Consider the following 14,975-nt stretch of genomic DNA (forward strand, 5'->3'; position numbering starts at 1 on the left):
GGGCGGGGCAAGAGGGCAGCGGCCATGGCCGGGTCGCGTGCGGATCGGCAACAAGGCGCCTGTGGCGACGGCGGGGGCTGTTCCGACTCGGATGTTGCGGGCAGTCTGCGCCGATGCTGCTGCCGCGTCTTGTCCTTTTCTGCCTCTGTCTTTGCCTGCCCCTGTCCGTATCGGCGGCAGAGGATCGCGGCGGTGCCCTGGTCCAGCCCGGCCTGTCCACATCCGGCGCGACCGCGATCCAGACGATCCGCCCCCGCGCGCGAACCGAGGCGCTGCCGCGCATGGCCTGGGGGCGGCAGACGGGTACGGCGCTCTGGACCCGCGCCGCGCTGTCGGCGCTGCAGGGCCATGCCGCCGCCCTGACCGACACCGTGCCGCGCGACATCGACGCCTGGTGCCCTGCCTATCGGGGCGCGAACGCGGCGCAGCGGCGGGCCTTCTGGGCGGGTCTGGCCTCGGCCCTGGCGCGGCATGAAAGCGGGCACCGCGCGGCTGCGGTGGGTGGTGGCGGGCTTTATCACGGGCTGTTGCAGATCCTGCCCGCCACGGCGTCGGGATATGGCTGTGCGGCGCGCAGCGGGGCGGATTTGCGGAACGGGGCCGCGAACCTGTCCTGCGGCCTGCGGATCATGGCGCGGACCGTCCCGCGTGACGGGGTGATCGCCCGGCAGGACGATCGCTGGCGCGGCGTGGCCGCCGACTGGGGCCCGATGCGCAGTGCCGCCAGGCGCGACCAGATGCAGGGCTGGCTGAAGCGGCAGAGTTATTGCACGCCGCTGTCTGCCGTGCGGCCCCGCGCGCGGCCCGCCGGATCGGGGCCGGATCAAAGCAGCGAGAACGGGTGACGTTCGACGGCGATGCCCGCTTTGTGCAGGACCTCTTCCAGCCTGTCGATGGCGGGTACGCAATCCTGTGGCAATCGGATCCGGCGATCATCGCGCAGCACGACCGAGACGCGGTAGCTGAGGTCCAGCCGCCGGTCCAGCCGCACCGTCTTGATCCGCGGCAGCGGGATGGTATCCGCCTTCGCGCCACTGAACCAGTGCAGGTCCTGATCCGTCACCCGCAGGCCGGAGCCGCGATTCGAGACCAGATCCCAAAGCGCAGGCAACGTGAAAAGCCCCAGCCCCCCGACAATCAGCGGCGCTGCCTGAAAGACCACCAGCAACAGCGCAAGGACCGCCCAGACCCCGATCAGCGCCAGGGCTGTGCGCGGATTGCGCCCGTTCGCGCGATGATCCAGCAGATGTTGCGTCACGGGGCAGGGGCCGGATGGATATTTGAGGCAAGAAGAAACAGGGGCGTGCCTTTCGGTGTCAGGCGTCGAGAATGCGGCTGACCATCTCGGTCGTGTCGCGGCTGAGAGTGTCGGTGGCCAGGATCCGCTGCAGCGCCGCGCGGGCATGGGCCTGGCGCGCGCTGTCGTAGCGGCGCCATGTCTCGAAGGCGGCGCACATGCGCGCGGTGGTCTGCGGGTTGATCGGATCGAGCCGGATCAGCCAATCCGCCAAGGTGGCATAGCCCTGACCGGACGCGTGGTGAAACCCTGCCGCATGTCCCGCCAGCGCGCCGAAGACGGCGCGGAACCGGTTGGGGTTGCGGATGTTGAAATCGGGATGCGCGGCAAGCTCTGCGGCGCCGGCGGCGGCATCTTCCGGGCGGGCATGGGCGACGGTCAGGGCGAACCACTTGTCCATCACCAGCCGGTCATGGCGCCATTGATCGTGGAAGGCCTGGCTTTCCTGTTGGCCCAGCTGGCGTGCCATCAGGCAGGACAGCGCGGTCAGCTGTTGTGTCATGTTGTCGGCGGCGGCGAACTGGGCGCGGGCGGTCTGGCCACCGTCGCGACGGGTCAGCAGCGACAGGACCAGCCCTTGCAGGTCGCGCTTGCCCGCGGCCTCGGCATCGGGGCTGTAGGGGCCCGGCACGGCCATCGCCTGGTAGAGACCCTGCAGAAGGTCGGCCATGTGCCCCGCCATCTGCTGGCCCAGACGGTCCGCGGCCTGATATATCGCTTGCGGATCGGGAGTGTGGCCGGCGTCATGCAGCGCCTGGGCGATATCGTCCTGGGCGGGCGGGCGCAGCGCCAGCGCACGGAAGGCGGGATCGAGGCTGTCGTCGCGCAGTACGGCGCGCAGGGCGTCGAGATAGGCCGCATCGGCATCGCCACCTGTCAGCGCCATCCGCATCAGCATGTCCCGGCCCAGGGCGCGGCCCGCTTCCCATTTGTTGAACGGATCGGTGTCATGGGCCAGCAGGAAGGCGCGCTCGGAATTGTCGGTGGCGCGTTCCAGGATCACGGGGGCGGAAAAACCGCGCAGGATCGAGGGCACGGGTTTCGTGGCGAGACCGGGGAAGGCGAAGCTTTGTTCGGCCTCGGTCATTTCCAGCAGGGTGGTGGGCAGAACCTCGTCCCCGTTGGGGTTGAGAAGGCCGACCGCGATGGGGATCACGCGCGGGGCCTTGTCGGGCTGGCCGGGTGTGGGGGGCGTCATCTGGCGGAAGGTCAGCGTATAGGTGCCATCCTGCCAGGCGTCGCTGACACGCAGGCGCGGGGTGCCGGCATCGGTATACCAGCGCTTGAACTGGCTCAGGTCGCGCCCGGTCACATCCTCGAACACCTTCAGCCAATCCTCGATCGTCACGGCCTGCCCGTCGTGGCGGTCGAAATAGGTGTCGAGGGCCGCGGCATAGGCATCGTCGCCCACCAGCGTCTTGAGCATCCCCACCAGTTCCGCGCCCTTTTCATAGACGGTGGCGGTGTAGAAATTGTTGATCTCGACAAAACTGGAGGGGCGCACGGGATGGGCCAGCGGGCCGTTATCCTCGCGGAACTGGCGCGCGCGCAGGGCGATGACATCCGAGATCCGCTTGACCGGGGCCGAGCGTATGTCCGATGTGAACTGCGCGTCACGGAAGACCGTCAGCCCTTCCTTGAGGCAAAGCTGGAACCAGTCGCGGCAGGTGATGCGGTTGCCGGTCCAGTTGTGGAAATACTCATGCGCGATGATCGCCTCGATGCGTTCGTAATTGGCGTCGGTCGAGGTGTCGGGCGAGGCGAGGACGCAGGAGGAGTTGAAAATGTTCAGCCCCTTGTTTTCCATGGCACCCATATTGAAGTCATCCACTGCAACAATATTGAAGATATCCAGGTCATATTCGCGGCCGTAAGCCTTTTCGTCCCACAGCATCGCGCGTTTCAGCGCCTCCATCCCGAAGGCGCATTTGCCCTGATCGTCCGGTCGCACCCAGATATTGAGCGCCACATCGCGGCCCGAGGCGGTGGTGAAACGATCCGCATGGGCGACCAGATCGCCGGCCACCAGCGCAAAGAGATAGGCAGGTTTGGGCCAGGGATCATGCCATTCGGCCCAGCCATCGCCCTGTGCCGTCGGGTTGCCGTTCGACAGCTTGACGGGTTCGGACCCTTCGATGCGGACAGTAAAGACCGACATCACGTCGGGGCGATCGGGGTAGAAGGTGATCTTGCGGAACCCTTCGGCCTCGCATTGGGTGCAGTACATGCCGTTGGAGAGATACAGACCTTCCAGCGCGGTATTCGCGGCGGGCGCGATCTCGACCTCGGCTTGAAACGTGAAGGGGGCATCGGGCACATCGCAGGTCAGGCCGCGCTCGGTGATCCGGGGCGTGATCGTGGCGCCGTCGATGCGTGCTGTGACAAGGCGCAGCTGTTCGCCATGCAGGAAAAAGCCCCTGTCGGTGGTATCGGGGTTCGGACGAAACCTGATGCGACTGATCACGCGGGTGGCCTGCGGGTCCAGCCGGAAGGTGAGGTGCACATCCTCTACCAGATAGCCGAAAGGCGTGTAGTCGGACAGGAATACGGGCTGGGGGGCGGCGTCTTTCATGGCTCTCCTCGGGGTGCTCTGCCGGTAAGGGTAGGGCGCGGGCCGCAGCTTCGCAATGTCTGTGCGCCGGGCGCCGCCGGATATGAGTATTTTTGGAAAGATGAAGCGGGGCGGCGTTGCTTTTGGCATCGCACCGCTAGATCGCAGGGAATGACGGGCACGATACTCTGGTTCAAGCGGGATCTGCGGGTGGCGGATCATCCGGCGCTGGCGCGCGCGGCACAGGCCGGCGCGCCCGTGCTGCCCCTGTATGTCGTCGAGCCGGATCTGTGGCGCCAACCCGATGCGGATGCGCGCCATTATGGTTTTCTGCGCGAGTCACTGCTGGATCTGAAGGCACAATTGGCGCGGATCGGGCTGCGCCTGGTGATCCGTGTGGGCGCGGCGGTCCCGGTGCTGGAGGCGCTGCGCCGGGACCACCACATCACACGGCTGATCAGCCATGAGGAAACCGGCAACGGCTGGACCTTTGCGCGCGACAGGGCCGTTGCGGATTGGGCGTGGGGGCAGGGCGTCACCTGGGAAGAACTGCCGCAATCGGGTGTGGTGCGGCGGTTGCGCGGGCGCGATGGCTGGGCCGTGGCGCGGGACCGTTTCATGGCGCAACCGCTGGTGACGGTCGCGCCGTTGCCGATGCTGGAGGGTGTGGGCGCGCAGCCCTTGCCGGGGGCCGGGGCGCTTGGGCTTGGCGCGGATGCGCCGGCGCGGCAGGTTGGCGGGCGCGCGGCGGGTCTGGCGCTGCTGGGCAGTTTTCTGACGACACGGGGGCAGGATTACCGCCGCGCCATGTCATCGCCGCTGCAAGGGGCGGATGCCTGTTCGCGCCTGTCGCCGCATCTGGCCTTCGGTACGCTGTCGCTGCGCGAGGCGGAACAGGCGGCCGCGCGGCGCGCGGGGCAGGTGCGCGGGGCGGGCGATGGCTGGTCGGGCGCGGTGCAATCCTTCCGGTCGCGCCTGGCCTGGCGCGATCATTTCATCCAGAAACTGGAGGACGAGCCGGCGCTGGAATGGCGCTGCCTGCATCCCGCCTATGAAGGGCTGCGCCCCGACCAGCCCGATGCGGCACGGCTTGCGGCCTGGACGCGCGGCGAGACGGGCCTGCCTTTCGTCGATGCCTGCATGCGGTCACTGGCCGCGACCGGATGGCTGAATTTCCGGATGCGCAGCATGGTGATGGCGGTGGCAAGCTATCACCTCTGGCTGGATTGGCGCGCGACGGGGCAACATCTGGCGCGCATGTTCACGGATTACGAACCCGGTATCCACTGGTCACAGGTGCAGATGCAGTCGGGCACGACGGGCATCAACACGCTGCGGATCTACAACCCGGTCAAGCAGGGGCTGGATCAGGACCCGACGGGCGCCTTCACCCGGTCCTGGCTGCCCGAATTGGCCGATGTGCCCGATGGGCTGCTGCAAGAGCCCTGGCGTTGGGACGGGGCGGGCGGATTGCGCTACCCCGCGCCGATCGTCGATGTGAAGACGGCGGCGGCAGCGGCGCGCGACCGCGTCTGGGCCGTGCGGCAGGGTGACGGGTTCCGGGCGCAAGCCGCAAAGGTGGTGCGCAAGCATGCCAGCCGCAAGGATGCGAAGGGGCGGTTTCAGCGCGATCCGGTGCGATTGAAAAAGGATGACCGGCAGATGGGGTTTGATTTCTGATGGCGATGCGGCGCAAATCCGACCTGCCGGTAAAGACCTGCGCCACCTGCGGGCGGCCGTTCACATGGCGCAAGAAATGGGCAAAGGTCTGGGACGAGGTGCGCTATTGCTCGGACCGCTGCCGGGGGGCGCGCGGCAAGCCGGGCAAGGGGGACAAAACCTCTGCGTCGTGACCCCGTGGCATTGGTAAGGAATTCTGACCGCCTCTGTTGCCTATCGGAAACTTTCGCCCTAAAAGCAGGCGCAACGTGGGTATGCGGTGGCATGCCGCAAGCATTAGGGAGCCGAGCCATGACAGATCGCGTGACGCAGAACGGGTTACAGGTGGATCGCCAGCTGTTCGATTTCATCGAACAGCGCGCCCTGCCGGGAACAGGGGTTGATTCGGACCGGTTCTGGCATGGCTTCGCGGCCCTGGTCCAGGATCTGACGCCGAAGAACCGCGCGCTTCTGGCGAAACGTGACGATCTTCAGGGCAAGATCGACGCCTGGCATCTGGCCCGGCGCGGCCAGTCGCATGATGCGCGCGCCTACAAGACCTTCCTCGAGGATATCGGCTATCTTCTGCCCGAGGGCGATGATTTCACGATCGAGACCACCAATGTCGATCCCGAGATCGCCAGCATCCCCGGCCCGCAGCTGGTCGTGCCGATCACCAACGCGCGCTTCGCGCTGAATGCCGCGAACGCCCGCTGGGGCAGCCTTTACGATTCCCTTTATGGCACGGATGCGATGGGCAGCACGCCCCCCAAGGGCGGTTATGACCGTGGACATGGCGCCCGTGTCGTGGCGCGGGCCCGCGTGTTCCTGGACGAGGCGTTTCCGGTGCAGGGCACCAGCCACGCCGATGCGCGGCGCTATCACGTGCAGGACGGCCAGCTGATGATCGACGATCATCCGCTGATGCAGCCTGCGAAATTCGCAGGCTACCGTGGCCATCCAAAGGCGCCTGATGCGGTGCTTCTGGTCAACAACGGGCTGCATGTGGAACTGGTCTTCGACCGCACCCATCCGATCGGCAGCCGCGACCAGGCGGGTCTGGCCGATGTGGTGCTTGAATCGGCCGTGTCCGCAATCATGGATTGCGAGGATTCGGTGGCCTGCGTCGATGCCGAAGACAAGGTGCTGGCCTATTCCAACTGGCTGGGCCTGATGCAGGGCAACCTCGAGGAGACATTCGAGAAGGGCGGCAAGCAGATGACGCGCCGCCTTGCGGCTGACCGGACCTTTATCGCGCCCGATGGCAGCACCCTGACCCTGAAGGGCCGCGCCCTTCTGTGGGTGCGTAATGTCGGCCATCTGATGACCAACCCGGCGATCCGCGACAGCAATGGCGACGAGATCTTTGAAGGTCTGATGGATGCGATGCTGACTGTCCTGATCGCGATGCATGACCTCAAGCGCGACATGGGCAAGCGGCCCGGCAACTCGGCGCTGGGATCGGTCTATGTCGTGAAGCCAAAGATGCACGGCCCTGAAGAAGTCGCCTTTGCCGATGAGATCTTCACGCGGGTCGAGGATGTGCTGGGCCTGCCGCGCAGCACCGTCAAGATCGGCGTCATGGACGAGGAGCGGCGCACCTCGGTCAACCTCAAGGAATGTATCCGTGCCGCGAAAACCCGCGTGGCCTTCATCAACACCGGGTTCCTGGATCGCACCGGCGACGAGATCCACACCTCGATGGAGGCAGGCGCCTTCAGCCGCAAGGATTTCATCAAGCGCAAGGGCTGGATCACGGCCTATGAGGATCTGAACGTCGATATCGGCCTTGAATGCGGCCTGTCCGGCAAGGCGCAGATCGGCAAAGGCATGTGGGCCATGCCCGACATGATGGCCGCGATGCTGGAACAGAAGATCGGCCATCCCAAGGCCGGCGCCAACTGTGCCTGGGTGCCAAGCCCCACGGCGGCCACGCTGCATGCGCTGCACTACCACAAGATCGACGTCTTCGCCGTGCAGGCGCGGCTGGCACGCGGCGGGCGGCGCGCGCATGTCGAAGGCGTGCTGGATATCCCGCTGGCCAGCTACCAGAAATGGACCGAGGCGCAGAAGATCGCGGAAGTCGAGAACAACGCCCAGGGCATCCTGGGCTATGTGGTGCGCTGGATCGACCAGGGCGTCGGCTGTTCCAAGGTGCCGGACATCAACGATGTGGGCCTGATGGAAGACCGCGCGACCTGCCGCATCTCGGCGCAGCATGTGGCCAACTGGCTGCATCACGGCGTGGTCACGCGCGAACAGGTGATGGATGCGATGCGCAAGATGGCCGCGGTTGTGGATCGTCAGAACGCCCATGATCCGCTTTACCGTCCGATGGCCCCCGGCTTTCAGGGGATCGCCTTCCAGGCGGCTTGCGATCTGGTGTTCCTGGGCCGCGAGCAGCCTTCGGGTTACACGGAGCCGGTGCTGCATCGCCGCCGGCTGGAATTCAAGGCAGCACAGTGAACAGGGCGAAGGGATAGGACGATGATTACACTGGATCAGGCGAAGGTCATGATCGACGTGGCGCGCAAGACGGGCCGCGAGATGGGGCTGAAGCCGCTGTCGGTGGTGGTGCTGGACGCGGGCGGTCACCTTCTGGCCTTCGAGCGCGAGGATGGCGCCAGCCCCGGACGGTTCGAGATCGCGCGCGGCAAGGCCTACGGCGCGGTGATGCTGGGCATGCCCGGATCGGCCCAGATGGCCCGCGCCGAGGGTCAGGCCTATTTCATGGCGGCGGTGAACGGTGCCTTCGGCGGCAAGGTCGTGCCGGTGCCGGGCGGCGTGCTGGTGATGCAGGGCGATGCGGTCGTGGGTGCGGTCGGCGTGACCGGCGACACCTCGGAAAATGACGCGGCCGCGGCCGTGGCAGGGATCGAGGCTGCGGGTTTCGCAGCCAAGGCCTAGGCCGGTCGCAGGTCCGGATCGCGGTCCCTTGGCGCAAAAGCGCCGCAAATAAAGGCATTCGCGTCAAAGCGGGGCAGAAATGCCCCGCTTTCGTGTTTCAATGCCGTGCGGAAAGCTATATCTTGCAGGATAACAGGCGCGTAACCCCACCAGGACAGCAGGCATGGCACGACCCGTCGTCGGCATCATCAGCAATCAACATCTGATCAACGACCAGTATCTTGCCCATGCGGGCGGGGCCATGAACTCGGAAGCGATCGCAGGCGTATCAGGCTGCTTGCCGCTGCTGATCCCGGCCGATCCGCGCTTTGTCTCTGTCACCGAACTGATGGAGACATGTGACGGTTTCCTGCTGACCGGCGGGCGACCCAATGTGCACCCCAACGAATATGGCGAGGCCGAGACAGAGGCGCATGGCGCCTTCGACCGGGCGCGTGACGCGATCACCCTGCCGCTGGTGCGGGCCTGCGTGGAACGCGGCCAGCCCTTCCTGGGCATCTGCCGCGGCTTTCAGGAAGTGAACGTCGCCATGGGCGGCAGCCTCTACCCCGAGATTCGCGAGCTTCCGGGCCGGATGAACCACCGCATGCCCCCCGATGGCACGCTGGAAGAAAAGTTTGCCCTGCGCCACACGGTCAAGTTCACGGAAGGCGGGATGTTCCATCGTCTGATGGGCGCGCAGGAGGTGATGACCAATACGCTGCACGGGCAGGGGATCTGCCGCGCGGGCGCGCGCATCGTGATCGACGGACATGCCCCCGATGGCACCCCCGAGGCGATATACGTCAAGGATGCACCCGGATTTACCCTTTCGGTTCAATGGCATCCGGAATGGGATGCCGCGAATGACCCGGTGTCGCGTCCGCTGTTTACCGCTTTTGGCGATGCGGTGCGCGCCTGGGCGGCGCGCGGTGCGAAAGTGCTGAAGTCCGCGTGAATTCTCGGATGAATTTTTACGTTTATTGAGCCAGCGCAAGGTGCGCCGTTCACATCGCGTGCAAACATGGGGCAGTTTCCACACCCGGAAGGTGCTGCCATGACTGTCTTGATCGCCTATGCCACGACCGAGGGCCAGACCCGCAAGATCGCCCGTTTCTGCGCGGATCGCCTGATCGCGCGCGGTGAAAGTGTCGAGCTGCTGCCGCTTGTCGATCTTGAGGATGAGGAACCGCTGGAGATGTCTCGCTTTGATGCAGCGATCCTGGCGGGGTCTGTCCACGGGGGGCAATTGCAGCCGCACCTGATCCGCTTTGCCGCGCGCCATGCCGCGGCCCTGAATGCGCGCCCCGGCCTGTTCCTGATGGTGTCCCTGGCCGCGGCAGGCAATGACACGGAAGAACATGCGGATCTTGCGCGGATCGCCCATGAGTTCGTGAAAACCTCTGGCTGGACCCCAACACGCACGCTGAATGTTGCAGGGGCCTTCCGTTTCACGCAATACGACTTCTTCAAAGGTCTGGCGATGCGCTGGATCGCCCATAACAAGGGCGAGGCGGTCGAGCCGGGCACCGACAAGGAATATACCGATTGGGCGGCGCTGGGCGCCCTCATCGATGGCTGGCCCGGCTGAGGTGCCACCGCCTGTCAGGCAGGTTGCAGCAGCCGGCTTTCATGCTCATGCAGGCAGGTGCGTGCCGTGTCGCCATAGCTTGCCGGGTTGCTGCGCAGGTTCGGGAAGCATTGAAACAGGTCCTCGCGGCTGGCGTCCGACAGGGCGCGCAGGCCGACATGGCCGGGATGAAAGCTTTCGGTCGCAGCGCCTTCGGCAAAGATGATCTCGTGCCGGTCGAACAGCAGATGCAGATAGGTCACGCGGGCGCAATCCGATCGGGTGACCGACCGGCCGTTGACCAGGTGCTTGGCGGACAGCAGAACCTCGGGCGTGTTGAAATAAAGCGCCGCCGCCGTGGACTGATGCAGCATCCGGTGCTGGGGCGACACCAGCAGCGGGCGGGTATTGTCGAACACGCCTGTTTCAAAGCGGATCGGGGCGAAATCGCCCTGTCCGTCAACCTCGCGCCGCCCGGTCCAGCGCAGGGGCTGTGGGCCATTGTCACGGGTGATCACCATGTCGCCGCGGCGCAGATCCTCGACAGGGCGGGGGCCCTGCGGCGTCAGGATGCGGGTGCCTGCGGTAAAGCAGATGATCACGCTCTCCATATTGCTGAAATTGACGATCGTACCATCGGCCAGCGTGGCGGTCCCCGACAGGGCGTTGGGATCGGTGCTGGTGTAGGTCACGTCCTCCCAGTCCAGCAGCCCGCCGAAATCCAGCGTGTCGCCGCCCGGCTCGTCGGTCTCGCCACCGTCGATGGCGATCGTGCCGCCGCCAAGCGCGTTTGCATCCAGCACGAAACGATCATTGCCGGCGCCGCCCGACACCGTGTCGCCCGATCCCACAAGGATCAGGTCATCGCCCGCGCCACCCTCGATCAGGTCTGCGCCGGTGCCGCCGATGATGGTGTCATTGCCATCGCCGCCATACAGCAGGTCATCGCCGCCGCGCCCGTCGATCAGGTCGTCGCCCGCGCCGCCGTAGAACACATTGGTCCAGTCCGCGCCCTGACCGTCATAGCCCGTCAGCGTGTCGTTCCAGCCGGACCCGATGATGCCGTCGATCCCGTCGGTCAGCGTGTCATTCGCGGCATCCCCGCCCGCAAGCGTGCCGGTGGACAGATTGACGGACACACCCGCCCCCGAGGCGGAATAGTCGACGAAATCCATCCCGGTCGCACCCGAGATCGTATCGGCACCGGCCCCGCCGATGATGGTGTCATTGCCGTCGCCACCGAACAGCCGGTTCGTGCCGGCCCCGCCGGACAGGATATCGTTTCCGGCGTCGCCGTTCAGGGTATCGTTGCCGGCCCCGCCGAACAGCCGGTCATCGCCATTGCCACCCGACAGCGAGTCGTTGCCATCCTCGCCATGGATCGTGTCGTTGCCATCGCCACCCGACAGGGTGTCATTGCCCGCAACCTGGGGGATCGTGGTGAAATGCACATCCGAGACCCATATCGAATGGGCTCCGGTCAGGCCGTTGGAATAGGAGATCGAGATCCGGCTGACCGGGCCGGTGATCTGGATCAGCGCGGACCCCGCAGGACTGTTGATATTGTCGGTCTGGTTATTGGCCTGGATCGTGTTGCCGGTTACCGTATCGCCCGCGCCGGGCGTGATCGTGACGGTGACGGGGTTGCCGTTCAGGTCGAAGGCGTTGACCGTGACCAGATCGCGGTAACTGGCGTTGGCCCAGTCGATATCATTGATGCGAAAGCTGACATTCTGCACGGCGTCCGACATGCCGCTGCCGGCTTCGGCGGCGAATCTGATGGTGGTGGTCGAGGTCGCCGCGTCACCGGTGCCGGACAACAAGAGGCTTGAATTGGGATCGAACGGCTCTCCCGCCGCGACATAGGTCGTATCCGTGGATTCGATCCGGAAGCCCGGATTGTTGTTGCCGGAGCTGGCGAAACTGACCGCGACCCGCATCGTCCCGGTGTCCTGGGTAAACCCGGCGGCAAGGCTGGCCGCGTCCGGCCCTGGCGCGGTCCAGTCCAGAACCTCGGAAGTGGCGCTGACCGGGTTTGCGTTCATGTCGCCATGGATCACGTCATTGCCGGTGCCACCGTCGATGACGTCATTGCCGCCGCCGCCTGTGATCGTGTCATTGCCGGCCCCGGCCTGCACGTTGTCATTGCCCGCGCCTGCGCGGATCTGGTCCGCGCCCGCGCCGGGGCTGGTGCCGTCGGCATCGGTGAAACCTGTGCCGATCAGGTCATTGCCGCCCGTGCCCGTGACGATCCCGTCAGGCGCCACGAAGCTGGGGTTCGTGGTCACCTTGGCCGCCGTGATCGTGGCGACCGGCCCGTAATCCGGCACGAAATAGACAAATCCGTCGGATCCAAGGTAATAGACACCGGGCTCGAACGTATTGGTGAAGGTGGTCCCGTTAAAGGTGCCCGACCAGGTCCAGCTGCCTGCCCCAAGGATGCTTGAGGTGGTGAAGGTGATCAGCGGGCCGCCGATCACATCGGCGCTGTCCAGCGCACCATTGCCAAGTGTGACCCTGTAACCGTTCGGCATGACCATTACCCCGACATCCGCCAGTCCGGGTTCACGCCGCCGGGGATGATACACTCTGTTTCAAGAATGGATACAGTCGGGTTCAGGCTGATTTTAGCGAAAATTGCGGCATTTTCAGGGCAGGTTGGATGGCGACGCAAAGGCCGCGCGCCGTCACCTGCCGTTGCCGGCAGGGGGCGTCAGGGGGGGCGTCAGGCGGGGTTTTCAGGACGTGCTGCTTCACGAACAAGGGGTCCTCAGGTCAGCAGCGGAAAGGCGTCAAGCAGTGGCAGGCTGCGCGCGCGTGTGCCGGTCAGATCGAACAGCGCATTGGCCAGCGCGGGCATGGCCGGGGGTGTTCCCGGTTCGCCGACGCCGGACATATGCCGGTTTGTTTCCAGGATGCGCGTCTCGATCGCTGGCGTGTTGTGCAGGCGCAAGGCATCGTAATCGGGAAAGTTGCCCTGTTCCACGGCGCCATCCGCAAAGGTGATCCGGCCAAAGACCGCCGCCGACAGCCCGAAGATCATGCCCCCCTCAAGCTGTGCGCGGATATTGTCCGGGTCGAGGGCCAGGCCCACATCCGCCGCGATCCAGGCGCGGTTGATGCGGATCGTGCCGCCTTCGTCGATCACCTCGATGACCTGGGCCACCGGACAGCCGAAGCTGTAGGTGAAGCCCACGCCGCGCCCCACGCCATCGGGGGTCTGGCCGGTCCAGCCCGACATCTCGCGCACCGCCTCCAGTGTGCCTGCCGACGGGGCATGTGCGGGGCGCATCATCGCCAGGCGAAACTCCAGCGGATTGGCGCCCGCGGCATGGGCCATCTCGTCGATGAAGGTGTCGTGAAAGAACCCGTTGAAGGAGTTGCCGACCGCGCGCCAGAAACCCACGGGGATATCCATCTCGGCCAGATAGCCCCGGATGCGGTAGTTGGGGATGGCATAGGGCTGATCGAACGCGCCTTCCACATGGCCCTTGTCGGGGCCGGGCGGTGCAAAGCCCGCCAGCCGCTGGCCCGCCTGACGCGTGGTCGATTGCGCGGCGATCTGCCCGTCCAGCAATACCGCGCGCCCGTCCTGCACCGCGCCGCGAAAGCGCGCGATGGCGCCGGGGCGATAGAAGTCGTGACGCATGTCTTCTTCGCGCGACCAGGTCAGTTGCACGGGCGTGCCGGGCATGGCGGCGGCCAGTCGCGCGGCATAGACGGCATAATCGCTTTCGCCGCGCCGCCCGAAGCCGCCGCCCAGAAGCGTGGTGTGCACCGTCACCTGTTCGGGCGACAGGCCGGTGGCATCGGCGCATTTGCCCTGGATGATCACGGGCGCCTGGTTGCCGCACCAGATGGTCAGGCCATCCGCCGTCATATGGGCGGTGGCGTTCATCGGCTCCATCGTGGCATGGGCCAGGTAGGGCAGGCGGTATTCGGCGGTGACCTCGGTCGCGCCCTGCGGAATGTCGTCGGCGTTGCCGTCGTCGCGCATGGTGGAATTGGCCTTGCCATCGAATGTGGCGGCGATCACGGCAAAGGCGTCGTCGGTCGTTTGCGGTGTGGTGGACGGCGCCCAGTCGACTTCCACGGCCTCGGCGGCCTGCATGGCGATCCAGGTGTTGTTGGCGACAACCGCGATGCCGTCACCCAGATCGACCACACGCTCGACCCCGGGCATGGCCAGTGCGGGGGCGGGATCAAAGCCGCGCATGCCTGCGCCCAGTGCAGGGTTGCGACGCAGGGCCGCGAATTTCATGCCTTCAAGCCTTATGTCGATGCCGAATGTGGCCGTGCCCGTGACCTTGGCCGGAATATCCAGCCGGGGCATGGATTTGCCCAGGTATTTCCAGTCTGCCGCCGGGCGGAGGATGACATCCTGCACCGGATCAAGGCCGGCCGCATCCGCCGCCAGTTCGAGATAGGACAGCCGCGTGCCATCGGGGGCGATGACATGGCCCGCTTCGGTCGTCAGCGCACCGCGCGTGAGACCCAGCCGTTGCGCGGCCGCCTCTTTCAGGGTCTCGCGCGCGGTGGCCCCTGCCATACGGAACCTGTCGAAGGCATCGACGGTCGAGGTGGACCCGCCGGTGACCTGGAGCGACATCATCTTTGGCAGCACGGACAGCGCCTGTTTCAGGCTATGCTGCATGTCGGTCAGGGCATAGTCCTTGAAGGGCAGGCCCGCGCCCATCAGCGCGCCGTTGTAATAGGCCTGCGCGGGTGGGCCGTGCAGGGTGGTGATATCTTCCCATGCGACATCCAGCTCCTCGGCCACCATGGCGGCAAGGGTGGAATGGATGCCCTGTCCCATCTCGGCGCGCGGCGTGATGATCGTGACGCCATCGGCATTGATCAGCACGAAAGGGTTCAGCGCCGCGCCCTGATCGGGTGACAGCGGGTTGGGCGGGGTTTGCCGCGCCTTGTAGATCCCGAAGGCCACGCCACCCGCGATGGCGACGGAGCCGATCAGAAACGAACGGCGGGCGATCTTGGCGATGCTGGCCATG

General features: G+C 65.8%; 11 protein-coding genes. 7 read left to right on the plus strand and 4 right to left on the minus strand.

Translation table 11 applies throughout. The features are described from left to right. Positions 1–113 precede the first annotated feature (113 nt). Positions 114–845 (plus strand): transglycosylase SLT domain-containing protein, encoded by a 732-nt coding sequence (locus tag ACFQ3C_RS02505; RefSeq protein ID WP_380788851.1) that lies wholly within the window; start codon positions 114–116, stop codon positions 843–845. Here the strand turns inward: ACFQ3C_RS02505 and ACFQ3C_RS02510 are convergent. Both ACFQ3C_RS02510 and pepN read right to left on the minus strand, forming a co-directional pair. Continuing rightward, positions 824–1,258, minus strand: coding sequence for a hypothetical protein (locus ACFQ3C_RS02510; protein ID WP_380788852.1), 435 nt, complete (start codon positions 1,256–1,258; stop codon positions 824–826). The genes ACFQ3C_RS02505 and ACFQ3C_RS02510 overlap by 22 nt on opposite strands. Positions 1,259–1,316: 58 nt before the next feature. Continuing rightward, complete coding sequence (gene pepN / locus ACFQ3C_RS02515; protein ID WP_380788853.1) at positions 1,317–3,869, minus strand: aminopeptidase N; 2,553 nt, start codon at positions 3,867–3,869, stop codon at positions 1,317–1,319. A gap of 150 nt (positions 3,870–4,019) precedes the next feature. Between pepN and ACFQ3C_RS02520 the strand changes: the two genes are divergently transcribed. The 6 genes from ACFQ3C_RS02520 (at position 4,020) to ACFQ3C_RS02545 (ending at position 9,984) form a co-directional block, all read left to right on the plus strand. After that, a complete protein-coding gene (locus tag ACFQ3C_RS02520) occupies positions 4,020–5,528 on the plus strand; it encodes an FAD-binding domain-containing protein (RefSeq protein ID WP_380788854.1) in 1,509 nt (502 codons plus the stop codon). A gap of 5 nt (positions 5,529–5,533) precedes the next feature. Continuing rightward, positions 5,534–5,701 carry a DUF2256 domain-containing protein gene (locus tag ACFQ3C_RS02525; protein ID WP_380788855.1) on the plus strand — a complete coding sequence of 56 codons (168 nt, stop codon included), beginning with the start codon at positions 5,534–5,536 and terminating at the stop codon, positions 5,699–5,701. Between the two features lie 118 nt (positions 5,702–5,819). Next, a complete protein-coding gene (locus ACFQ3C_RS02530; RefSeq protein ID WP_380788856.1) occupies positions 5,820–7,973 on the plus strand; it encodes a malate synthase G in 2,154 nt (717 codons plus the stop codon). Positions 7,974–7,994: 21 nt separating this feature from the next. Further along, positions 7,995–8,414 (plus strand): GlcG/HbpS family heme-binding protein, encoded by a 420-nt coding sequence (locus ACFQ3C_RS02535; RefSeq protein WP_380788857.1) that lies wholly within the window; start codon positions 7,995–7,997, stop codon positions 8,412–8,414. A 163-nt stretch (positions 8,415–8,577) separates the two neighbouring features. Beyond that, a complete protein-coding gene (locus tag ACFQ3C_RS02540; RefSeq protein ID WP_380788858.1) occupies positions 8,578–9,351 on the plus strand; it encodes a gamma-glutamyl-gamma-aminobutyrate hydrolase family protein in 774 nt (257 codons plus the stop codon). A gap of 99 nt (positions 9,352–9,450) precedes the next feature. After that, positions 9,451–9,984 carry a flavodoxin domain-containing protein gene (locus ACFQ3C_RS02545; protein ID WP_380788859.1) on the plus strand — a complete coding sequence of 178 codons (534 nt, stop codon included), beginning with the start codon at positions 9,451–9,453 and terminating at the stop codon, positions 9,982–9,984. 14 nt (positions 9,985–9,998) lie between these two features. Here the strand turns inward: ACFQ3C_RS02545 and ACFQ3C_RS02550 are convergent, their stop codons facing one another. Then, positions 9,999–12,551: a Hint domain-containing protein gene (locus ACFQ3C_RS02550; protein WP_380788860.1), complete on the minus strand. Its 2,553-nt coding sequence runs from the start codon at positions 12,549–12,551 to the stop codon at positions 9,999–10,001. 182 nt (positions 12,552–12,733) lie between these two features. After that, positions 12,734–14,974 (minus strand): xanthine dehydrogenase family protein molybdopterin-binding subunit, encoded by a 2,241-nt coding sequence (locus tag ACFQ3C_RS02555; RefSeq protein WP_380788861.1) that lies wholly within the window; start codon positions 14,972–14,974, stop codon positions 12,734–12,736. Between the last annotated feature and the right edge of the window lies 1 nt (position 14,975).

This window comes from Seohaeicola saemankumensis (assembly GCF_042678485.1).
Taxonomy (GTDB): Bacteria; Pseudomonadota; Alphaproteobacteria; order Rhodobacterales; family Rhodobacteraceae; genus Seohaeicola; species Seohaeicola saemankumensis.